Source organism: Rhizobium sp. N621 (genome assembly GCF_001664325.1).
GTDB lineage: Bacteria > Pseudomonadota > Alphaproteobacteria > Rhizobiales > Rhizobiaceae > Rhizobium > Rhizobium esperanzae.
This window is the reverse complement of the sequence record NZ_CP013495.1, coordinates 4,262,804-4,285,174: the sequence shown is the minus strand read 5'-3', so window position 1 is coordinate 4,285,174 and position 22,371 is coordinate 4,262,804. Positions and strand designations below refer to the sequence as shown.

The 22,371-nt window shown below is 61.1% G+C and carries 13 protein-coding genes; 5 read left to right on the top strand and 8 right to left on the bottom strand.

What is annotated here, in order from left to right; genetic code table 11:
- Window positions 1-40 precede the first annotated feature (40 nt).
- On the bottom strand, window positions 41-817 hold the full coding sequence (locus AMK00_RS20565; RefSeq protein ID WP_064805613.1) for a DeoR/GlpR family DNA-binding transcription regulator: 777 nt from the start codon (window positions 815-817) through the stop codon (window positions 41-43).
- Window positions 818-1,082: 265 nt separating this feature from the next.
- Here AMK00_RS20565 and AMK00_RS20560 point away from each other — a divergent pair, with 265 nt between their 5' ends.
- The 3 genes from AMK00_RS20560 (at window position 1,083) to AMK00_RS20550 (ending at window position 3,510) form a co-directional block, all read left to right on the top strand.
- On the top strand, window positions 1,083-1,856 hold the full coding sequence (locus AMK00_RS20560; RefSeq protein ID WP_064805611.1) for an amino acid ABC transporter substrate-binding protein: 774 nt from the start codon (window positions 1,083-1,085) through the stop codon (window positions 1,854-1,856).
- Between the two features lie 215 nt (window positions 1,857-2,071).
- Complete coding sequence (locus AMK00_RS20555) at window positions 2,072-2,752, top strand: amino acid ABC transporter permease (protein ID WP_064805609.1); 681 nt, start codon at window positions 2,072-2,074, stop codon at window positions 2,750-2,752.
- On the top strand, window positions 2,749-3,510 hold the full coding sequence (locus AMK00_RS20550) for an amino acid ABC transporter ATP-binding protein (protein WP_064805607.1): 762 nt from the start codon (window positions 2,749-2,751) through the stop codon (window positions 3,508-3,510). The genes AMK00_RS20555 and AMK00_RS20550 overlap by 4 nt, the downstream gene beginning before the upstream one ends.
- A gap of 57 nt (window positions 3,511-3,567) precedes the next feature.
- Here the strand turns inward: AMK00_RS20550 and AMK00_RS20545 are convergent, their stop codons facing one another.
- The 3 genes from AMK00_RS20545 to AMK00_RS20535 form a co-directional block, all read right to left on the bottom strand.
- Window positions 3,568-4,140 (bottom strand): NADPH-dependent FMN reductase, encoded by a 573-nt coding sequence (locus tag AMK00_RS20545; protein ID WP_064805605.1) that lies wholly within the window; start codon window positions 4,138-4,140, stop codon window positions 3,568-3,570.
- Between the two features lie 188 nt (window positions 4,141-4,328).
- Complete coding sequence (pyc, locus tag AMK00_RS20540) at window positions 4,329-7,793, bottom strand: pyruvate carboxylase (RefSeq protein ID WP_064805603.1); 3,465 nt, start codon at window positions 7,791-7,793, stop codon at window positions 4,329-4,331.
- 172 nt (window positions 7,794-7,965) lie between these two features.
- A complete protein-coding gene (locus tag AMK00_RS20535) occupies window positions 7,966-8,721 on the bottom strand; it encodes a helix-turn-helix transcriptional regulator (protein WP_064805601.1) in 756 nt (251 codons plus the stop codon).
- Window positions 8,722-9,107: 386 nt separating this feature from the next.
- On the opposite strand from AMK00_RS20535, the gene AMK00_RS20530 reads away from it, so the two are divergent.
- Both AMK00_RS20530 and AMK00_RS20525 read left to right on the top strand, forming a co-directional pair.
- The gene (locus AMK00_RS20530) at window positions 9,108-10,871 is read left to right on the top strand and encodes a glucan ABC transporter ATP-binding protein/ permease (RefSeq protein WP_064805599.1); all 1,764 of its coding nucleotides are present in this window, start codon (window positions 9,108-9,110) and stop codon (window positions 10,869-10,871) included.
- Window positions 10,872-11,079: 208 nt separating this feature from the next.
- Entirely contained in the window at window positions 11,080-11,433 is a 354-nt protein-coding gene (locus AMK00_RS20525; protein WP_064805597.1) for a VOC family protein, read from the top strand.
- Window positions 11,434-11,559: 126 nt separating this feature from the next.
- Here AMK00_RS20525 and AMK00_RS20520 read toward each other — a convergent pair whose 3' ends face one another.
- The 4 genes from AMK00_RS20520 to AMK00_RS20510 all read right to left on the bottom strand — a co-directional run bounded on the left by AMK00_RS20520 (window position 11,560) and on the right by AMK00_RS20510 (window position 22,350).
- The gene (locus AMK00_RS20520; RefSeq protein ID WP_064805595.1) at window positions 11,560-12,798 is read right to left on the bottom strand and encodes an OpgC family protein; all 1,239 of its coding nucleotides are present in this window, start codon (window positions 12,796-12,798) and stop codon (window positions 11,560-11,562) included.
- 101 nt (window positions 12,799-12,899) lie between these two features.
- Entirely contained in the window at window positions 12,900-21,419 is an 8,520-nt protein-coding gene (locus AMK00_RS20515; protein WP_064811543.1) for a GH36-type glycosyl hydrolase domain-containing protein, read from the bottom strand.
- 450 nt (window positions 21,420-21,869) lie between these two features.
- Window positions 21,870-22,034: a hypothetical protein gene (locus AMK00_RS32650; RefSeq protein ID WP_020922541.1), complete on the bottom strand. Its 165-nt coding sequence runs from the start codon at window positions 22,032-22,034 to the stop codon at window positions 21,870-21,872.
- A gap of 124 nt (window positions 22,035-22,158) precedes the next feature.
- Window positions 22,159-22,350 (bottom strand): hypothetical protein, encoded by a 192-nt coding sequence (locus AMK00_RS20510; protein WP_064811542.1) that lies wholly within the window; start codon window positions 22,348-22,350, stop codon window positions 22,159-22,161.
- Window positions 22,351-22,371 lie beyond the last annotated feature (21 nt).

The window sequence follows — 22,371 nt, the reverse complement described above, 5'->3', positions numbered from 1 at the left end:
GGCTTGGGAGCACCCGTTTTCTAAACTCCGCGACGGCGGCTCAGTTCGTTTTTTCGGCGATAACGGTCCGGCAGCCGCGCTCGCGATAACCCGCAAGAATGGCGGGATCGGCATCGTGCTCGACGACCAGGCACTCGCAATGCGCAACCGGAAGGATGCTGTGGGGTGCAGCCGTACCGAATTTCTCCGAGGTCACCGCCGCCATAATCCTTTTGCTTCTCGATGCCGCAAACCGCTTGAACTCAGCATCCTCGAAACCGAAGGTCGTGATGCCGGCCTCGAGATCGATGCCGCAGGCGCCAAGAATGCAGAGATCGGGCGAAATCTGTTCCATATCCCGCAAGGCCTTGGCGCCGAGCGCGCCGCCCGTCTGCCGGTCCACCATGCCGCCGATCAGGATGACATTGACGGCTGGCTTGTCGATGAGCGCTGCGGCGATCACCGGCGCATTCGTCGCAGCCGTCAGTTCGAGTTCGGCAGGCAGGGCATTGGCAATTGCCAGATTGGTGCTTCCGGCATCGAAAAACACGCAGGAACCGGCAGCGATCTGCTTTGCCGCAGCCCGCGCCAAGGCCTGCTTGCGGTCGGCAGCAAATCCCACGCGCTGCGTCAGGCTTCCATGCGCCGGCGACACCGGCAAGGCGCCGCCATAGACCCGCTCGCAGAGGCCTGCCGCCGCCATCTCGCGCAAGTCGCGCCGCACCGTATCCTCGGAGACGCCGAATTCGAGCGCAAGTTCCGCCGCCAGCACCCGGCCGTTCAGCCGCAGCCGCTCGGAAATCACACCTTGGCGCTCTCGCAACAGAAAATCCTGCATGTTTTTACCGGATCGAAAGTTGAATGATATGAAACGTGCATAAACGTTTATGACTGTGCATGCAACATGCACGGTCACACGTTTTCCGGCCGGTTGAAATAAACGGTAAACGAGGGCTGGTTCGTGCAATTCGAGGCCCAGGCAACCGCCTGAGAAAAATATTTGCACTTGCTGCTTTTATTCGCAGTTTTCTTCGCTTCCGGCGCCCTAGTTTTCTGCGAACTATGGCGCATCCGCTAACAACCTCCCAAGGATGGATAAAACAATGAACTGGTTGAAAACCGTCGCCGCTGCTGCCCTCATTCAGGCTGCTGCCCTCCTGCCCGCTCATGCCGGCGAAAACCTTGCCGCCATCAAATCGGCCGGCGTCTTCAAGATCGGCACCGAGGGCACCTATGCGCCCTTCACCTATCATGACGAAAGCGGCAAGCTCGTCGGCTTCGACGTCGAGATCGGCGAAGCCATCGCCGCCAAGCTCGGCGTCAAGGCAGAATTCGTCGAAGGCAAGTGGGACGGCCTGATCGCCGGCCTCGACGCCAAGCGCTACGACACCGTCATCAACCAGGTCGGTATCACCGAAGCCCGCAAGCAGAAATACGACTTCTCCGAACCCTATATCGCTTCCAAGGCCGTGCTGATCGTTCGCGAGGGCGACGACAGCATCAAGACCTTTGCCGACCTGAAAGGCAAGAAATCAGCCCAGTCGCTAACCAGCAACTTCGGCAAGATCGCAACGGAATCCGGCGCCGAGCTCGTCGGCACCGATGGTTTCGACCAGTCGATCCAGCTTGTGCTGACCAAGCGCGCCGACGCGACGATCAACGACAGCCTGTCCTTCCTCGATTTCAAGAAGCACAAGCCGGATGCGCCGGTAAAGATCGCCGCCGAGCAGGAGAACGCCGATTATTCCGGCATCATCATCCGTAAGAACGAGCCTGAGCTTCTCGCGGAAATCAACAAGGCGCTTGCCGACATCAAGGCGGACGGCACTTACAAGAAGATCGCCCACAAATATTTTGGCCAGGACGTTTCCAAGTAAGCTCCATTTGAAAAGAAGTCCCCTCCCCACCCCTCCCCACAAGGGAGAGGGGCTTTAGCGAGGCGCCGCCTCATCTCAAAATAAACGTCTCGACTTGCAGTTCGGTCGCTATTTCGTGAGGGGCGAGAGCTAGATTAAGTCCCTCCCCCTTGTGGGGAGGGGTTGGGGAGGGGTATTCCGAAACACCACGACCCACCGACTGGAAAGAACACCCCTTGGCGCACTGGCTCCAACTGATGGCGGAATCGCTTCCCTCGCTCCTCTGGGCGGGATTGATCTTCACCATTCCGCTGACGCTGCTCTCCTTCACCTTCGGTCTGATCCTCGGCCTGATCACGGCGATCGCCCGTCTTTTCGGTCCGGCGCCCGTCGCGGCGATTGCCCGGTTTTATGTCTGGGTTATTCGCGGCACGCCACTGCTCGTCCAGCTCTTCGTGATCTTTTACGGCCTGCCGAGCATCGGCATTCTGCTCGACGCCTTTCCTGCCGCGCTGATCGGCTTCACCCTGAATATCGGAGCCTACAGCTCAGAGATCATCCGCGCGGTCATCTCCTCCGTGCCGAAGGGCCAGTGGGAAGCGGCCTATTCGATCGGCATGAGCTGGCGTCAGGCGATGAGCCGAACGATCCTGCCGCAGGCAGGCCGCGTCGCCGTGCCGCCTCTGTCGAACACCTTTATCTCGCTGGTCAAGGATACCTCGCTTGCCGCCGCCATCACCGTGCCGGAGCTCTTCCAGGCGGCACAACGCATCGTCGCCACCACCTACGAGCCGCTGATCCTTTATATCGAGGCGGCGCTGATCTATCTGGTCCTCAGCTCCGTCCTCTCGCAGCTGCAGGTGCGGCTGGAACGTCGTTTCGCGCGTTATGGCGGCATGCTGGAGGCAAACGCATGATCGAGCTTTCCAACCTCGAGAAGCGCTTCGGCGATGCCGTCATTCTGAAGGATATCAGCATTCGCATTCCCGAGGGCAGCGTCACCGCGCTCGTCGGGCCGTCCGGTGGTGGCAAGAGCACGTTACTGCGCTGCATCAACCTGCTCGAGATCCCGACATCGGGCGCGATCCGCCTCGGCGAGGAAGAGCTTTCCTTCGCGCCCGGCAAACGCTTGGGCTGGCAGGCGATCCAGAAAATCCGCCGTCAGACCGGCATGGTCTTCCAGAATTTCCAGCTCTTTCCGCATCAGACCGCGATCGAAAACGTTATGGAAGGTCTGGTCACGGTGCTGAAGTGGCCGAAGGAGAAAGCGCGCGAACACGCCATGGAACTGTTGACCAAGGTCGGCATGGCGCACAAGACCGATGCCTGGCCCTCGACCTTATCGGGTGGTCAGCAGCAACGTGTGGCAATCGCCCGGGCCCTTGCGCCGTCGCCACGGGTGCTTCTCTGCGACGAGCCAACCTCGGCGCTCGATCCGGAACTCTCGGCGGAGGTGGTCGATGTACTGGGCCAGCTTGCCCGTGAAGGCACGACGATGGTCATGGCCACCCATGATCTCCGGCTCGCCTCGAAAATCGCCAATGACGTCGTCTTCCTGGAGGCTGGAAGCGTGGTGGAAACGGGCAGCGCGAAAGCCATTTTCAGCGCGCCCAAGCGCGAACGCACCAAGCGTTTCATCTCAACGATCAACGCCGCCCATACTTACGATATCTGAAACGTCTCACGTGAATCGTGATTCACGTGAGACGCTTTGCTTCTCGGCGAACTGCCCTCAGGCTGAGGTGACGACAGAACGCGCTGCCTTCAACGCGTTGCCCCACCAGCTGAGCTGATCGAGCTGGTTCTTGGCCGCCTCGTTGAGGTGCGGGTAATCGCCAAGGTTCTTGCCTTCCTTGAGCACGCTCAGATATTCGCTGAAAGCGATGTGCACGCCCGTTTTCACCGAGGCGGCGCCCATTTCCACGAAGATCAGCCTCAGATGCTCGACGGCGCGCGCACCGCCGACGCCGCCGTAACCGACGAAGGCGACCGGCTTCTGGATGAACTCGCCGAGATCGATAGCGTTCTTCAGAACCGCCGTTGGCGCATGATTGTACTCGGCGACGGTGAATATGTAGCCGTCAAATTCGCGCAGCTTCTTCTTCCAGCGCTCGGCGGTGTCGCTTTCCGCCGTGGTGGCGCGCTCTTCGCCAAAGAAATGCATGGGATAGTCGAGAAGATCGAGAACCTCGACTTCCAGATCGGAGCGTTGGCCGACGAGCCCGGCAATCCATTTTGCCGGATGTTCGGCAAAACGGCCAATACGAGTGCTGCCGACAATGACGGCGATCTTCAATTTGCTCATGAAATCGTTTCCTGATTGATCTTGGGAGGGGCAGGCAGGCAAGTCTACGAAAAAGCCTCCCCGCCGGGCAAGGCGAGGAGGCTATTCGCCTTTCGAAAAAGCCGGCCTTTTAACAGCCTGGCTCTACACAATCGGGTGATCAGCCCGACCTGGCAAGGAGGGCGGACGAAACCTTTCGTGCCGTTCGCTCATCCGCCGTAAACCACAAGCAGGTCCTTCGCATCGATCTGGTCGCCGGCCTTGACCAGCACTTCGGCAATGGTGCCGTCCTTTTCCGCATGGATCGCGGTTTCCATCTTCATCGCCTCGATGGAGACGAGCACGTCACCGGCACTGACGGCTTGGCCCGGCGAGGCGAAGACGCGGCTGATGACGCCGGGCATCGGCGCGCCGACATGGACGGCGTTGCCGATCTCGGCCTTGCGACGCACGGCCGCCCCGGTCGCCCCATGGGCCCGGTCGGGCACCTTGATGCGGCGCGGCTGGCCGTTGAGCTCGAAGAAGACGGTGACCATGCCCTGGCTGTCGGTGGCGCTCATCGCCTGGTTGACGATGACGAGCGTCTTGCCCTTTTCGATATCGGCAAACAGCTCCTCGCCGTCCGCCAGCCCATAGAAATAGGCCGGCGTCGGCAGCACCGAAACCGGGCCGTAGGTATCGGAGGCAAGCGCAAAGTCGGTGAAGACCTTCGGATACATCAGATAGGAAGCGAATTCGAAGTCGCTGACCGCGCGCTCCAGTTTTTTCTCGATGACCTTGCGTTCCACATCGAGATCGGCCTCCTTGAGCAGTGAGCCCGGTCGCACCGTATAGGGTTTTTCGCCCTTCAATGCCTTCTTCTGCAGCGCTGCCGGCCATCCCGACGGCGGCTGGCCGAGATCGCCCTTCAGCATCGAGACCACCGATTCCGGGAAGGAGACTTCGCGCTCGGGGCTGACGACGTCGGCGACCGTCAGGTCCTGGCTGACCATCATCAGCGCCATGTCGCCAACGACCTTGGAGGAGGGCGTCACCTTGACGATATCGCCGAACATCTGGTTGGCGTCGGCATAGGCCTGCGCCACCTGGTGCCAGCGGGTTTCCAACCCTAGCGAGCGGGCCTGTTCCTTGAGGTTGGTGAACTGACCGCCCGGCATTTCATGCAGATAGACCTCCGATGCCGGCCCTTTGAGATCGCTTTCGAAGGCGGCATACTGGTTGCGCACCGCTTCCCAATAGAAGGAGATGCGGCGGATCCATTCCGGATCGAGGCCGGGATCGCGCTCGGAGCCGGAGAGCGCCTCGACGATCGAGCCGAGACAGGGCTGCGAGGTATTGCCGGACAGCGCATCCATTGCCGCGTCGACGGCATCGACACCGGCTTCGACGGCGGCAAGAACCGTTGCCGCCGAAATGCCCGAGGTGTCATGCGTGTGGAAATGGATCGGCAGGCCGGTCGCTTCACGCAGCGCCTTGAACAGAACCTTGGCAGCAGCCGGCTTCAGAAGGCCCGCCATATCCTTGACCGCAATGATATGGGCACCGGCCTTCTCAAGCTCGACGGCAAGGTTGGTGTAATATTTCAGGTCGTATTTCGGGCGGGCGGAATTGAGGATATCGCCGGTGTAGCAAATCGCCGCCTCGCAGAGCTTGTTCTCCTCGGCAATGGCATCCATCGACACCCGCATGTTCTCGACCCAGTTCAGGCAGTCGAAGACGCGGAAGAGATCGATGCCGCCCTTGGCCGCCTGGCGGACGAAGTATTTGACGACATTGTCGGGATAGTTGGTGTAGCCCACACCATTGGCGCCGCGCAGCAGCATCTGCAGGAGCAGGTTCGGCGCGCCCTCGCGGATCAGCGCCAGGCGCTCCCACGGATCTTCCGTAAGGAATCGCATCGAGACGTCGAAGGTGGCGCCGCCCCAGCATTCGAGCGACAAGAGGTTCGGCAGCGCATGCGCATAGGTGCCGGCGATCCTGGCGATGTCATAGGTGCGCATGCGGGTGGCGAGCAGCGACTGGTGACCGTCGCGCATTGTCGTGTCGGTCAGAAGCACCCGCTTCTCGTTGCGCATCCATTCGCCGAATTTCTGCGGGCCGAGCGTGTCGAGCAGCTGCTTCGTGCCGTCCTTCACCCCGTTGCCATTGGCATAGGGCACCACCGGCCTGGCAGCATTTTCCAACGGCTTCGGCCTGTCCTTGGCCTCGGGATGGCCGTTGACGGTGACGTCGGCGAGATAGGTCAGCAGCTTCGTCGCGCGGTCCTGGCGCTTGACCTGCTGGAAGAGCTCCGGCGTCGTGTCGATGAAGCGAGTCGTGTAGCTGTTGTCGCGGAATTTCGGGTGGCCGATGATCGCTTCGAGGAAGGTCAGGTTGGTGGCGACCCCGCGGATGCGGAATTCGCGCAGCGCCCGGTCCATGCGGGAAATGGCTTCCAGCGGGTTCGGCGCCCAGGCCGTCACCTTGACGAGCAGCGGATCGTAGTAGCGGGTGATGATGGCGCCGGAATAGGAGGTGCCGCCGTCAAGGCGGATACCGAAGCCGGAGGCCGAACGATAGGCGGTGATGCGGCCGTAATCCGGAATGAAATTATGCTCCGGATCTTCCGTCGTCACGCGGCACTGCAGGGCGTGACCGTTGAGACGGATGTTTTCCTGCTTCGGCACGCCCGATTGCGGCGTGCCGATGGCAAAGCCGTCAAGAATATGGATCTGCGCCTTGACGATATCGATGCCGGTGACGACTTCGGTCACCGTGTGCTCGACCTGAATGCGCGGATTGACTTCGATGAAGTAGAATTTGCCGGTATCGGCATCCATCAGATATTCGACGGTGCCGGCGCCGATATAATTGGTCGCCTGCGCGATCTTCAGCGAATAGGCGGCAAGCTCCTGGCGCTGCGCTTCGGTGAGATAGGGTGCGGGCGCCCGCTCGACGACCTTCTGATTGCGGCGCTGAACAGAACAGTCGCGCTCGAAGAGATGCACGACATTGCCGTGGGTGTCGCCGAGGATCTGGCTTTCGACGTGGCGGGCGCGCTCGACGAGCTTTTCGAGATAGACCTCATCCTTGCCGAAGGCGGCCATCGCCTCGCGCTTGGCTTCCGTCACTTCCTTGGCGAGATCGGCCTCGGAACGGATGACGCGCATGCCGCGACCGCCGCCGCCCCAGGAGGCCTTCAGCATGACAGGGTAGCCGATTTCGGCCGCCATCCTGGCGACTTCCTTCATATCGTCCGGCAGCGGTTCGGTCGCCGGCACGACCGGGACGCCGACCGAGATCGCCAAGTTGCGCGCTGCGACCTTGTTGCCGAGCTGGCGCATCGTATCGGCTTTCGGACCGATGAAGATGATGCCGGCCTTGTTGCAGGCATCGACGAATTCCGGGCTTTCCGACAAGAGGCCGTAGCCAGGATGGATGGCGTCGGCACCGGAAAGCTTGGCGACGCGGATCACTTCGTCGATCGACAGATAACTTTCGATCGGCCCGAGATCGCGGGCAAGATGCGGACCGCGGCCGACCTGATAGCTCTCGTCCGCCTTGAAGCGGTGCAGCGCCAGCTTGTCCTCCTCCGCCCAGATCGCCACCGTTTTTATTCCAAGCTCGTTGGCCGCGCGGAAGACGCGAATGGCTATTTCGGAGCGGTTGGCAACGAGTATCTTGGATATGGGCAAAACGGTCTCCTCCGTCGTTCAGACACGGGCATGCTGCACCCGCGAAGAAAATTCTTAACTTCTTGTCACGGGAAGTTCAATTTCTCTTGCGACTGCGAAATGCACTTTCTCGCCATGCCAGGGGCGTCGGCCGACAGTATGCGGCGATTTCAGCGAGATGGATAGAAAAAGCCTAGCTTATCAGACCGTGGCGGAAGGCGAGCGCCACTGCCTGCTGCCTGTTCTTTGCCTTCAGCTTGGCCTGCAGACCGTTCATGTACCAGTCGACGGTATGGTTTGAGATCTTCAACATTTTGCTGATCTCCATCGACGTCATGCCTTCGGCAAGATAGTGGAGGATTTCCATCTCGCGCCGCGTCAGCGGCGTCTCGGTCGGCAGCATCGTTTCCAGCGCCTCGGCCTCGCCTTTCAGGTCAAGCAATCGCCAGAAGGTCTTGCGCGCCACGGCCTCGAGCAGCGCGATTTCCACCGGCGACAAGTCGATCGGCTTGCCGCCGAGGCTGAGACTGCCGAGAATGCCGTTGCGCCCATGAATCGGAAAGAGATAGCCGTCCTCCAATCCGTGGCCGAAGGCATCGACCATCATCTGCTCCATGCGGCGCTGATGCGCATCACCGTCGAAGGCTGCCATGCTCTCCCGCCAGCGGAAAGGCCGTTGCGCATGCGCGAGATAACGCACCATCGGATCGATCCGGACATATTTTTTTGCGGCATATATCTGTAGCCATTGTTCCGGCCAGCGGCCGGCAAGCGGCGCAGCGCGCAGTTCGATCTTCTGTTGCGCCGGGTTTTGCTGCAAATGTCGCAGCAGACCGTAATACTGGAAACCGGAACCGTGGAGGACCTGCTCGAGTTCGGTGACGACGGCGTCCGGATTTGGGCACTCTTCCAGAATGACAAGCAATTGAATTAAAGAATTAATATTCACAAATAGCGCCCTTTGCCCGCACCTGATGCCCGCATCGAGGCCGTTGGCGGCTGTTCAGATTGGTCGCGTAACGGTCTTCTTCAAAAAATGCAGTCTCTAATTTAATGCTGCGCTAAACATTGATTAAAATGCAAGCGCAAATTGTCGCCAGATATAATCATGGCGGAATTCGGGCGCCAGACCCCGCGCCGAAAAATCTGAGGAGCCCGAGAGCGCCCCTCTGTTCTATCCTATTGAGGCGGCTTCAAATTCGTCGCAGCTGTGATCGTGCAATCAAGTTCACCACTTGGCGGGCTGAATTCCGAATTCTCCGTTAATCGCCGGTTCAGGTAGCCTTTTGTAGCATCCCATCATTCCCGTTTTCGCAGATGCACAAGAGGTTAGACGTGTCGCTATTCAAGGTCTATGCAAGAGCTCTGCGCTATCTTGGCGCTTACAAGCTCCGCGTATCCCTGGTCGTTATCGCCAACATTGTTCTGGCGACCATCACCATTGCGGAACCGATCCTGTTCGGTCGCATCATCGATGCGATATCGGGCAAGGGCGAAGTCAAACCCATCCTCTTCATGTGGGCTGGTTTCGCCGTGTTCAATACTGTCGCCTTCGTTCTGGTATCCCGCGAGGCCGACCGGCTTGCTCATGGCCGGCGGGCAACGCTGCTGACGGAAGCCTTCGGCCGCATCATTTCCATGCCGCTTGCCTGGCACCATCAGCGCGGCACCTCCAACGCGCTGCATACGCTGCTGCGTGCCTGCGAGACGCTGTTCGGCCTCTGGCTTGAGTTCATGCGCAACCACCTGTCGACGGTCATTGCGCTGTCCCTGCTGGTGCCGACGGCAATGTCGATGGACTTGCGCCTCTCCGCCGTGCTGATCGTGCTTGGCATCGCCTATTGGCTGATCGGCCGCGTGGTCATGAGCCGCACCAAGGATGGCCAGGCTTCGGTCGAAAACCACTACCATACCGTCTTCTCGCATGTCAGCGATTCGATCAGCAACGTCTCCGTTCTGCATAGCTACAACCGTATCGAAGCGGAAACCAAGGCGTTGAAATCCTTCGCCAACCGGCTGCTCGAAGCGCAGTATCCGGTGCTCGACTGGTGGGCGCTCGCCAGCGCGCTGAACCGCATGGCCTCGACCATCGCGATGATGGTGGTTCTGATCATCGGCACGATGCTTGTCCAGTCGGGCGAGCTGCGCATCGGTGACGTCATTGCCTTCATCGGCTTTGCCAACCTGCTGATCGCCCGTCTCGACCTGATGCGCCAATTCGCGACGCAGATCTTCGAGGCCCGCTCCAAGCTCGAGGATTTCTACACGCTCGAAGACTCGGTGCGCGATCGTGAAGAGCCAGCCGGCAACAGCGAGATCAAGAACGTCAAGGGTGCGGTCGAATTCCGCGACGTCTCCTTCGGCTTCGGCAACAGCTCGCAGGGCCTGCACAATGTCTCCTTCTCGGTGAAGGCTGGCCAGACAGTCGCCATCGTCGGTCCGACCGGCGCCGGCAAGACGACGCTGGTCAACCTGCTGCAGCGCGTCTATGACCCGCAGGGCGGCCAGATTCTCGTCGACGGCACCGATATCACCAAGGTGACCCGGAAGTCGCTGCGTCGCCATATCGCTACCGTCTTCCAGGATGCGGGCCTACTGAATCGCTCAATCAGCGACAATATCCGCCTCGGCCGCGAAGGTGCGAGCGAGGAGGACATGCGCCGTGCGGCCGAAGCCGCCGCCGCCGCCGACTTCATCGAGACCCGTGAGGATCGTTACGAAACTCATGTAGGCGAACGCGGCAACAAGCTGTCCGGTGGTGAACGTCAGCGCATCGCGATTGCCCGCGCCATCCTCAAAGACGCGCCGATCCTGGTGCTCGATGAGGCAACTTCGGCGCTCGACGTCGAGACCGAAGCCCGCGTGAAGGCAGCGATCGACAATCTGCGGCAGAACCGCACCACCTTCATTATCGCCCACCGCCTCTCGACGGTCCGCGAAGCCGATATGGTGCTCTTCCTTGATGATGGACGCGTCGTCGAGCAGGGTGGCTTCGATGAGCTCAGCCACAGCAATGGCCGCTTCGCCGCGCTGCTGCGCGCCAGCGGCATCCTGACGGACGAAGAAGTCCGCAAGGCCCACACCACCGAAGCCGCCTGAGCGCTTCGAGTTAAAGAATAAGGCCGGAAGGGCAGACGCTCTTCCGGCCTTTTGTTTGGCGATGTTTATACGCCACGCTTTAGGACTTTGCTCCCCCAAAACCGCTGCGGACGATATGCATTAGCCACATGGCTGTAAGTCATAACTGATTGATCCGCCCGCTGTTCTTCCCTAACCTCGTGCTGTGCCTAAGCACAGGAGAAAACCCATGAAGGTCCTACGCATCGTCGCCAATGTCCAGGCGCCCGACATCATGGCCGCCAAAAGCTTCTATCAGGATATTCTCGGGCTTGATCTCATGATGGATCTCGGCTGGATCGTCACGTTCGGCGCGAATACGTCCATGAAGGTTCAGCTCAGTGTCGCCAGCCAAGGCGGCTCCGGGACTCCGGTGCCCGATCTCTCCATCGAGGTGGATGATCTCGATGCTGCTTTCGAGGCGATGTCTGCTGCCGGCGTTCCGATCGAATACGGGCCGGCCGACGAGCCCTGGGGCGTCAGGCGCTTCTACGTGCGCGATCCTTTCGACCGGCTGGTGAATATTCTCGTTCATAAACGTTGAGCCGGCGGCGTTACAGCGCAGCGCGTCTTTTCAGACGCGCGAAAGGCGCTGCCATGCCGTGGTGCTTTTCGATGCTGATTTCGGGCGCCCGCTAAGCCCGTCGCTCTTCAATCAGACCGGGGATTCCTATTTCCGATTGGTCCGGCGATAGGTATTCGCCGCTCCGCCGACTCGCACAGGCACAGGGACGGCGGCAATCTCCGTCACGAGCTTGTGCTTGATCTTGCCCAGCTGGCGCTTGTGCTCGAGATAGTAGGCATAGGCGAATTGCGTCGCGATGCCCACGATCACGAAGAGCGGGCCAACCAGCGGATCCTTGTTGGTGATATAAAGCACGACCTGGCCGATCATGGCGAGAATCGTGCCGGCGACGAAGATGTTCAGCGAATGACGGCCGAGGATCGTCAGCGGGTGTCCGGCGGGGCGCCGCAGGATGCGCGAGAACGCCGGGATGCTGATGATGAGATAGGTCAGCGCCAGCACATGCAGCAGCCGCGGCAGCGACAGGAAAGTCTTGTCGAAACCAGTGATGACGGTGGGCAGGCCGAGCGCTGCCAGCGAATTGCCGAAAATCCACAGATGGCCGGTGACCCAGACGAAGGATAGCAGGACATAGAAGGCGGCAGCCGCAAGCAGCAGCGGATGCCGCGGGATCGTGCCGCCGCGCTTGATATGCAGGATCGAAACAATTCCAATCGAAAACAGGAACTGCCAGGAGAGCGGATTGAGGAACCAGTAGCCCTCTATCAGCAAATTGTGCGGCGCCACCTCGTAAATGCCGGCCAGCAGCCAGACCGTGCCGGAAACGGCGAGCGCCAGAAGCGGGCTTCGCTCGTTGAGGAGCAGGATGATCGGCACCATCAGCAACAATGCGCCATACATCGGCAGGATATTGTTGTAGCCGATCTGGTGACCGAGCAGCAGCAGCGCCGGAACGCCTTCCTTCAGGTTCATCAGAACCGCCAGGATATTGATCTCGACCAGCAGCCCCGGCCGGTGGAACAGCCACGCACCACAAATGAAGAGCGCCAGCGTCATGAAGGTGGTGATCATATGCGCAAGGTAGAGCGTGAAGGCGCGCCGCGCTGCCTTGGTCGCCGTCTTGATGCGGCCGCCCGGCTTGAAGCGGGAACCGTAGGCGAGGCCGACGGCGATGCCGGAGATCAGGACGAAAGCCTCGGCGGCATCGGAAAAACCGAAATTCTTCGTCGTCACATATTCGAAGACCTGTCCGGGAACATGATTGATGAAAATCATGATCAGAGCCAGGCCACGCAGCACGTCAAGCCTTGTATCGCGCCCCGTCGCAGCAGCGGATGAGGAACTGCGCTCGGTGCCGATGGCCTCGGTCAGCGTGCTTGCCATATGGTTTCTCCTGTTATCCGATTTTGCAAACGCGACGGCGGCCAAAAGGGTTCCCTTTTGGCCGCCGCGAATCGCCGTGTTCTTCAGCGTGGAGAACGCTGTTATCCGAGCGGATATCCCTCTTCGGGATCGGTGACTTCGCTGCCGTTGATCGACAGAGTGTAGCCGCTGGCATTGGACGCTTTTGAGACCGAAATGCGGTATTTGACGCCGCCCCGCTCCACCTCCGCCGCAAAACCGTCCCATTCCGACGGGAGCGACGGACGCACGTGGAGCCGGCCTTCCTTCAGCCGGATACCGAGGATGCCCTCCACCGCGGCCCGGTAAAGCCAGCCGGCCGATCCGGTATACCAGGTCCAGCCGCCGCGCGACGTATAAGGCTCATGCCCATAGACGTCGGCTGCCACGACATAGGGTTCGACCCGGTATTGTTCGGCCGAAGCCTTGTCGAGCGCATGCGTGATCGGATTGAGGATCTGGAAGCAGCGCAGCGCGTCGTCGCCCCGCTTCAGCTCCGCGAGCGCCATCACAACCCAGGTCGCGGCATGGGTATATTGCCCGCCGTTTTCACGCACGCCCGGCGGATAGGCCTTGATATAACCGGGATCCCTGGCGGAATTGACGAAAGGCGGCGTGAACAGCCGGATGATGCGCGCCTCCTCGTCGACCAGTTGGTCAAGCACGGCATCCATCGCCTTTCCGGCACGAGCCGGGTCGCCTTCGCCGGACAGAACGCTCCAGGATTGTGCGATGGAGTCGATCCGGCATTCCGGGCTCTCCTTGGAGCCGAGCAGCGCGCCGTCGTCAAATGTGCCGCGGCGATAGTAGCTGCCGTCCCACGCCGCGGTTTCGAGCGCCTTCTTCAATTCGGCGAGATGGGCCGACCAGCGCTCCGCTCGGGCCGTATCGCCCCGTTCTTCGGCATAGGGAATGAAGGCGCGCAATGCACCCGCCAGGAACCAGCCGAGCCAGACGCTGGTGCCGCGCCCGCCGATGCCGACGCGGTTCATGCCGTCGTTCCAGTCGCCGCCGAGGAAGAGCGGCAGACCATTCGCGCCCTTGCGGGCGATGGCGAGATCGAGCGCCAGGGCCGCATGTTCGTAGACACTCGCCTTGTCCTCCGAAATCTCCGGCTTGTAGAACGAGTCGTGCTGACCTTCGAGAAGAGCGGGGCCTTCCAGGAAGGCAAGCTCCTCGTCGAGCACGCTCTTGTCGCCGGTGACGCTGCAATAATGTTGGATCGCGTAGCTCAGCCACACGACGTCATCCGAAATCAAGGTGCGAACGCCCGCACCCGTTCCCGGCAGCCACCAATGCTGAACGTCGCCTTCGCGGAACTGCCGCGAGGCGGCATTCAGAATCTGCCGCCGGGCGATCGAGGGTTCGTGCATCAGGAAGGCCAGCGTATCCTGCAACTGGTCGCGGAAACCGAAGGCGCCGCTTGCCTGATAGAAGGCGGTGCGGGCCATGATGCGGCAGCCGAGGCTCTGATAGGGCAGCCAGGTGTTGACGAGATTGTTCATCCCGCGATCCGGCGTCGAGATCTGCAGTCGGCCGGTGAAATCGTGCCAGAAGGCGCGGTTGGCCTCGACCGCATCCTCGAACGAAGACTTGCTTATATCGGCGATCAGGGCGCGCGCTTCTTCTTCCGTCGGCGTATCGCCGAGGAAGAAGGTGACGTCGCGCTCCTCGCCGGCCCCGAGTTCGATGTCGATCGCCACAGCCGCAGCCGGATCGCCATCCAGTTCGGTGATGCCCGAAAGCGGAGCTGCGGAGGTGACGGCCTGAGGCATCTGGATCGTGCCCGCCTTGCCGATGAATTCGCGCCGGCTAGCCGAGAAGCTTGAAAACGTCTCGCTCGCCGCGAAGAAGGCGGTTCGGTTGGAAAAATCGATGCTGTAGGGATTGGTGGCAAACAGCGCCCCCGTCTCCTCGTCATGCCTCGACAGAATGAAGGGCGCCGTGCGTCCCGAATTGTTGCCAAGAACCCATTCGACGTAACCGTAGAGACGCAGCTTACGGTCGGTCGAACCGGTGTTGCGCAGGCGCAGGCGCTGCAGTTTCACCGGCTTCTCGCGGTCGATCGTCTGCGTCAGCTCGAGCGCAATTTCGTGCTGAACGGTGGAGAAGACCGAATAGCCGAGCCCGTGGCGGGCTTCGAAACGAATGTCCGGCCGACGCGAAAGCGCTGCGAACGGCGTCATGACAGCGCCGCTTTCGAGATCGGCCAGATAGAAGGCCTCGCCCGATCGGTTGACCACCGCATCGTTCGACCAGGACGTCAGCTGATAATCGCGCGAATTGACGCTCCAGGTGAAACCTGCGCCTTCGGCCGACACGTGGAAGCCGAACCTGTCGTTGGAGATGACATTGATCCAAGGCTGCGGCGTCGCATGACCTCCGGGCAAGCGAATGACATATTCGCGGCCGTCGCGGGTAAAGCCGCCAATGCCGTTCCAGAAGTCGAGGTCGCCTTCCTCCTCGATGGCAACGGCGGGCACCACGGGCGGCGGCACCGGTGCAATGCGCTTGACCGGTACCCTGTTGCGCTCGACGCGCTCCATCTCCTGCAGTTCGTCCTTCGACGGCGCAAAGAGGGCGACGGCGCGGTTGATCTGGTCGACCACCTTGCCGTTCTTCGCATGCAGGGTGACGCGGGAAGCCGCGATCAATGCCTTGTAAGTGTTCTCCTCCATCAAGTCCTTGCGAACCGCGAAAATATGCTGGCGCAAGCCGTCGGCCTGGCCCATGCGGCGTACGTTCTCGCACATGGCGTCGAGCGCGTGTTGCATGTCCTGCGCATAGGAAGAGGCGCGTTCGTTCATGATAACGAGATCGGCGGTGACGCCGCGCGAGCGCAGATATTCCTGCGCCAGCAGTGCCTCGCGGGCGATATCGAGATCCATGTCGTCGTTGACGCGCAACGTGAAGATCGGGAAGTCGCCGGAGATCGCCAGCGGCCAGAGCGCCGATTGCGATTGCAGGCCGGCCTCGACCGTCGCCTCATCCTTGCGCAGCTGCATGTCGGGATAGACGAGGTAGCGCCCGAGATGCTGGAAGGCGGCCGCCTGCTGGGAGGTGACGCCGACATGGCGCATCTGCACCTGCGTGCGCGTCCAGGCCTGGACGAGCTCATGGTTGAAGGCGTCGGGATGACGGTAGCGATTGACCGCCTTGTCGACCTCGTCGCGGCTTGGCGCGGCGATCGTCCAGAAGAACACGCTGACCTTCTTGCCGGCCGGCACCCGCACCGTGCGGCGCAGCGACATTACGGGATCGAGCGTGAAACCGTCGCTGCCGGAAAGCGTGGCACCCGGATCGAAGGCCGCTGCATCGGCGAGGCTGCGGCCGCGACCAATGAACTTGCGCCGGTCGGTTTCGAATTCGGTGTGACGGGTGTCGCCGGCATTGTCGACGATCAGATGCGCGATGCTGATGTTCGGCTCGTTCGGGTCACGCTTGTTGCGTTCGGCGCGGATGACGTCGCCGCGCTTGCCGATCTCGGTCTTGACGAACATGCGGGCGAATGCCGGATGCGCATTGTCGGTATCGTCAGAGGTGATCACCGGTTCGAGATAGGACGTGACTTCGATGAAACGATCTTCCGTGCCCATGTTGAGCAGTGTGACGCGACGGGCTTCCGCATCGTGCTCTGTGGCGATGATGCACTCCACCTCGCTCGTCAGATCTCCGACCGTCTTGATGAACTGCGCCTTCTCGTCGGCGAATTCGACCTTGATCTTTTCGCCCTCGACACCCTTCGGCTCCGCTGTCGCCGACCACCATTCGTTGGTGGCGGTATCGCGCAGGAAGATGAAGGTGCCCCAGCGGTCTTCGGTCGGATCGGCCTTCCAGCGGGAAACGGAAAGACCGTTCCAGCGGGAATAACCGGCGCCCGTCGCCGTCAGCATCATGGAATAATGGCCGTTCGACAGGAACACGAGCTCGCGGTCGCGCGAAAGGGGATCGCTGATCTTCCTGATTTCCGGCCGCATGAGATCCTCCTGGATGCTGGCCGGCGTATCGGATTCATGCTTGCCGCTCATGACGGGAATGTCGCGCGGCGCCTTTTCCTGCAGCAGAAGCTCCGCCGCCTCGATCACCGGATCGGAGTGGAAAAGCTCGCGCAGATGGCCGTTGAAGGCGACGTTGGCGACGGCCGCGATCGACATGCCGTGATGGTGGGCATAATAATTGTAGACCACCGCGCATTTCTTGCCTTCCGGCACGCGCGTCGGTGTGAAATCGACCGCGTCGTGGAAGCCGAACTTGCCGAGCGCGCCGACCTTGCGCAGTCTCTGCAGGTTTTCGAGCGCGCCGGGCGGGTCGTACTGGCTGGCCAGCAGCGAAGCATAGGGGGCGATGACGGCATTGTGGCCGAGGCCGCGCTTGAGACCGAGCGTCGGCACGCCGAAATTCGTGTACTGGTAATTGAGGTTATGGTCACGAGCATTGAAGGCCGCTTCCGAAATGCCCCACGGGATACCGAGCTTGCGGGCATAATTCATCTGCTCGACGACGACCAGATTGTTCGTCTGGTTGAGAATACCTCCGCCACGCTCCTGCATGACGAGCGGCGGCATCAGATATTCGAACATCGAGCCGGACCAGGAGACCAGCGCGCCGCGTGAACCCACAGGCACGACCTGGCGGCCGAGACGGTACCAGTGTTCCGTCGGCAGATCGCCCTTGGCGATGCCGAAGAGGCTGGTCAGGCGGCATTCCGAGGCGAGAAGGTCGTAGCAGGCCTGGTCGAGCTCGCCGCTTTCGACGCGGTAGCCGATCGACAGCAGGCGCCGTTCCGGCCGGAACAGGAAGCCGAAATCCATCGAAAAGGCGAGATCGCGGGCCTTGTCGCGCAACGCCACCAGGCGCGGCCTGAGCGCATCGACCTTGGAAAGATCGAAGGTGCTGTCTGATATATGCGCCTCGCAGACCTTCACGAGGGATGCCGCCCATTGGGTGACTTCCTCGCTCTGCTTCGACTTGACCTCATGGTCGAGATTGGCGGCGAGCTTCTCGATGTCGCGTGCGAGAACGGCAAGGTTTATGATGCGGATCGAGGCGAATTCGTGCTCGCGCTTGACGGCGGCAAGCGCATTCTGGAAGCCGACGATGCGCTCTTCCAGGCGCCGGCGCAGCGGGCGCACGGTCTTGCGGTCGTCGGGCAGGTCCGCCAGCACTTCGCCGAGGATGCCGGCCGTGTCGCCGACACCGTCGAGATTGCCCTGCATGTGGGCCGACGGCGCCTCGGCCCAGTTGCGGCAGGCCGAAGAAATGGCGATCAGATGGCCGGCGAGATTGCCGCTGTCGACGGCTGAGACGTATCGCGGCCCGAGCGTCTGCAGCGTATCGGTATGATACCAGTTGAACAGATGGCCGCGGAATTTCTCCATCTTGTCGATCGTCGCGATCGTCTGCTCCAGGCGTTCGAGTGTCTCCTCAAAGGAGAACCAGCCGAAATGCCGGCCGGAAACGACGGAGAGCAGGTAGACGCCGATATTGGTCGGCGAAGTGCGCGCCGCGACGATGACATGCGGCGTTTCCTGGATATTGTCCGGCGGCAGATAATTCTGCTCGGGGGTGGTGAAGGTCTCGAAATAACGCCAGGTGCGCCGGGCGATCTTGCGCAGCTCGCTCGAGACGGAATCGGCGACCTCGAGCCGGTCCTCGGTCTCGGCCGACTGGCTGACATACCATGCGACGACAGGCGAGAGGATCCATAAGAGCGCGAAGGGGATGCCGACGAGGAAGGCGTTGCCGCCGGAAAGGGCTGCGAAACCGAGCGCCAGCAGCGCCAGTACCGGCGCATGCCACATCTGCTTGTAATAAGAGGCGAGGGTGCCCTGCCCGCCGGCCTGGACGCTGGCGGCGGTCCGCCACTGCAGCATCAGCTTGCGGCTGACGAACAGCCGGTAGAGCGAACGGCCGATCGCATCCGCCATCATCGCCACCGAATCGGCGATGAAGACGATTCGCAAGGCGACCTGCGCATTGGCGGCGGTAATATCCGACCAGACCGTATAGAGATGGGCGCGGGCGACGATATCGCTGGTGCGCGGGATGATGCCGTTGATGAGCGACAGCGTCGGCGCCACGAACAGGCAGAAGATCAAGAGAATCTGCCAGACGAGCGCGCCGAGCGGACCCATGAAATACCAGCCGAGAACGGAGGCGAAGAACCAGGCGATCGGGGTCAGCGAACGGCGCAGATTGTCGAACATCTTCCAGCGGCCAAGCGCGGTCACGCCATATTTCGGATTGAACATATAGGGCAGGAGCTGCCAGTCGCCGCGCGCCCAGCGATGCTGGCGCGAGGTCTCCACCTCGTAACGGATCGGGAAATCCTCGACCAGTTCGAGATCGGTGACGAGCGCACAGCGCGCCATCGAGCCTTCGAGAAGGTCGTGGCTGAGCACCGAGTTCTCCTCGATGCGGCCCTTCAGCGAGGCTTCGAAAGCATCGACATGATAGAGACCCTTGCCGGTGAAGGTGCCTTCGCCGGCCAGATCCTGGTAGACGTCGGACACGGTGAAGACATAGGGGTCGAGACCGCGATTGATCGAGAAGACGCGCTGGAAGACCGAGGCATCCTTGCCCGTCGTCAGCGACGGCGTGACACGCGGCTGCAGCACGCCGTAGCCGTTTTCGACGCGTCCGGTCTTCGGATTGATGACCGGGCGGTTGATCGGATGATAGAGCTTGCCGACGAGCTTGGTGACGGCATCGCGCATCAGGCGTGTGTCGGCATCGAGCGTCATGACATATTGCACATTGGCCGGAACGGTGTTGGCGCCGGGCAGATAGGTCGTGTCGCGGTCGCCGCGCAGCAGCATGTTCAGCTCATGCAGCTTGCCGCGCTTGCGCTCCCAGCCCATCCACACACCTTCCGAGGGATTGTAGAGGCGGCGGCGATGCAGCAGGTAGAAACGCGTCTTGCCGTCATAGGCATAGCGGGCGGAAAGATTGGCGATCTCGCGTCTTGCATAATCGAGAACCTCGAGATCGGCAGGCGTTTCCTCGGCATCGCTGTCGGGCCAATCGCTGAGCATCGCGAAATAGATCTCTCCACGCGGATTGGCGAGATAATGAACTTCGAGATTGCGCACCTGATCGTCGACGCTGTCGCGGTTCGAGATCAGGCAGGGCACGACGAGCAGTGTGCGCGCATCCTCCGGAATGCCTTCCTTGAACTCGTAGCCGACGAGGCGGGCCGGGGTGACGAAGAAGGACAGCAGGGTATTAAAGAGACCCGTTGCGCCCTCCGAGGCCGGCAATGAGAACATGATCAGCAGGATTGCGATTTCGATGGCGCCCATTCCGGCACTTGCCATGAACCTGCCGACGATCGCCATGGCGATGATCGTCAGCAGCATGACGGGCAGCGCGATCGACAGCCAGTTGAACCGGCGCACGGCGCGCACGAAGTGCTGGGTGATCGTCGGGCGATAATTCGCCCGCGCCTCGAGCTTCGGGCGTTGCGCGCCGGACAGGAAACCGCCGACATTCGGCTCATGCTGCTGCGGCTCGTCGGAGGCCTTGGCGGCCTCCGTCATGTCGAGCGCCAGCTGGGCGATTTGCATTTCGGTCAGCGGCGAGCGCTTGGCCAGTTTCTCGATCTGCTTGCGGTATTTGTTGCGCGAGCCGGAATCGAGGATGCCGTAATCCGAATGCTCCCAGAGCAGCTTGTCGACATGGCTGACCTGCTCGACCCAGACCGACCATTCGGTATCGTCGATCTCGCGCAGGCTGCGGATGATGTTGCCCATCGTCACGTTGCCGGAAGAGAGACGGCTGTGTTCGGCGGTCGTCGCCTCTTCGGTATTGCGACCGAGCTCTTCCAGGCGTTCATCGAGCCAGGTGATTGCCAGGCTCGACGTCTGTGAGCCGTCACGCAGGCGATAGAGGAACTGCGTCGAGAAGGTATTGTCTTCGGCAAACGGTTCCAGCGTCTTCAGATAGGCGGCAGCCTTGGCCGGATCGGTCAAGCGCACCAATTCGTCGGCCGCCTCGTTGGCGCGGCGGCGCAGGCGGCGGCTGGTTTCGACACGGCTCGAAATGCGGCGAAGGTTTTCCACCAGTACATAGCGCACCAGCGAGGGCAGGGCCCAGAGTTCACCGATCCTCAGCGTCTCGCTGGTCTGGAAGCCGTCGACCAGCGCCGTCAGGCTTTCCTGCGAGATCGTGCTGTGGGTATGGGCAACGTAGAGCCAGGCAAGCACCAGCGTGCGCGGAATGTCGACGCCGACGACACGCATGGTCGGCAATTCGCGGTAGAAGCGGCGGGGAAAGTCGCGCCGTACCTCCTGGATCGCCTCTTCGACGATGTAGTGATTGTCCAGCAGCCATTCCGCCGCCGGCGTGATCGTCTCTCCGGCCTCGACGTCGGTTGCCGTGGTGCGGTAGACGCGCAGAATTTCCTTCTCGTTTTCCTTGTGGCGCGCGAAGAAATCAAAGGCGGCGAAAGCCGGCAGCTTGTCGACGCCATTGACCGCGACGGCTTCGCCCATCGCCTTGATGTCCTCGATGGAAAGATAGGTCGAGCGGATCGAATCATTGTGATCGATCTGCTTCGTATCGGAGTCGCGCGGAAGGCTCGGAGAAAGATTGGCAATAGACATGGGTTCGGTTCTGGATCCAAACAAAGTTATGGCTGTTTTGCTCAGCCTTTTGCACTGCTTATCATGACTGCTACATGAACGGGGCCCGATTCTTCGAAGATCGATGAGACCGGAGTGAATGACGTCTGCGCCAAGCGATGTAACCGGGCGTAGCCTTGGTCCAGCGCGAAGGTCGATCAATACCCTCTCCGCAAAACCATGGCGAAAAGTTGGACACTCTCGCGATAATTCAAGTCAAGAGTCGTGAGCCGAACGAGCCCCGCGCTTGCGGCACAAGGCTGAGCGCCGAGCTTGTCGCCACCTTGCGGAATGCAGGAGCTTTTCGATAAGAGGAAGGTTCGCCAGATCATCGTCTGGCCGCGCTTTGATCGGGCTTGCCCAAGCGCGGAAACGCGCCGCATGAATGGACGCACGCAGCCCCGGCACGTGCCGAGGCCCATCATCTGCCGACTATCCGAGGACGCCGCAGACCATTGCCACCACGAACAGGAATGCCGCGGTGAAGATCGTCCCATGGAGCACCGTCTGAAGCCTGTGGCGCGTCGCGTGCGGCTTCTTGGTGGCTACCGAACCATAGTGGTTCACGTGAGTATGCGAAATACCCAGCTCTGCCATGTGTCGCCTCCGTTGTTCTCGTGCGGCCGGTTGTGCGGCTCGCTGTTATATTTCTTATTCCCTATCAGGTAGGTAGAGATAAATTTCCGTCCAGAGCGAGCGGAAGAGAAAATTCAACCGCTCTTTAGCAGAGCGTGCGCCATGCCCAGATCAATGAGCGCTCGATGGTGTTCTCGTTCTGCTGCAGATCGGAGGTCTCGGTCCCGATCAGGCGCCGGTCCTGTTCCGCCGGCATGGAGACCGTAATCTGTTCCTTGCGATCAGCCCTCGCCGGAGGATCGAGATAGCCCATGGTCATCCCACCGAGAAAGAACATGCCTCGACCTCCATCGATCAC

What these genes read in the sequence shown, in the direction of transcription:
- AMK00_RS20565 (WP_064805613.1), bottom strand. Translation starts at nt 817, where the DNA reads ATGCAGGATTTTCTGTTGCGAGAGCGCCAAGGTGTGATTTCCGAGCGG.
- AMK00_RS20560 (WP_064805611.1), top strand. Translation starts at nt 1,083, where the DNA reads ATGAACTGGTTGAAAACCGTCGCCGCTGCTGCCCTCATTCAGGCTGCT.
- AMK00_RS20550 (WP_064805607.1), top strand. Translation starts at nt 2,749, where the DNA reads ATGATCGAGCTTTCCAACCTCGAGAAGCGCTTCGGCGATGCCGTCATT.
- AMK00_RS20545 (WP_064805605.1), bottom strand. Translation starts at nt 4,140, where the DNA reads ATGAGCAAATTGAAGATCGCCGTCATTGTCGGCAGCACTCGTATTGGC.
- AMK00_RS20525 (WP_064805597.1), top strand. Translation starts at nt 11,080, where the DNA reads ATGAAGGTCCTACGCATCGTCGCCAATGTCCAGGCGCCCGACATCATG.
- AMK00_RS20520 (WP_064805595.1), bottom strand. Translation starts at nt 12,798, where the DNA reads ATGGCAAGCACGCTGACCGAGGCCATCGGCACCGAGCGCAGTTCCTCA.
- AMK00_RS20515 (WP_064811543.1), bottom strand. Translation starts at nt 21,419, where the DNA reads ATGTCTATTGCCAATCTTTCTCCGAGCCTTCCGCGCGACTCCGATACG.
- AMK00_RS32650 (WP_020922541.1), bottom strand. Translation starts at nt 22,034, where the DNA reads ATGGCAGAGCTGGGTATTTCGCATACTCACGTGAACCACTATGGTTCG.
- AMK00_RS20510 (WP_064811542.1), bottom strand. Translation starts at nt 22,350, where the DNA reads ATGTTCTTTCTCGGTGGGATGACCATGGGCTATCTCGATCCTCCGGCG.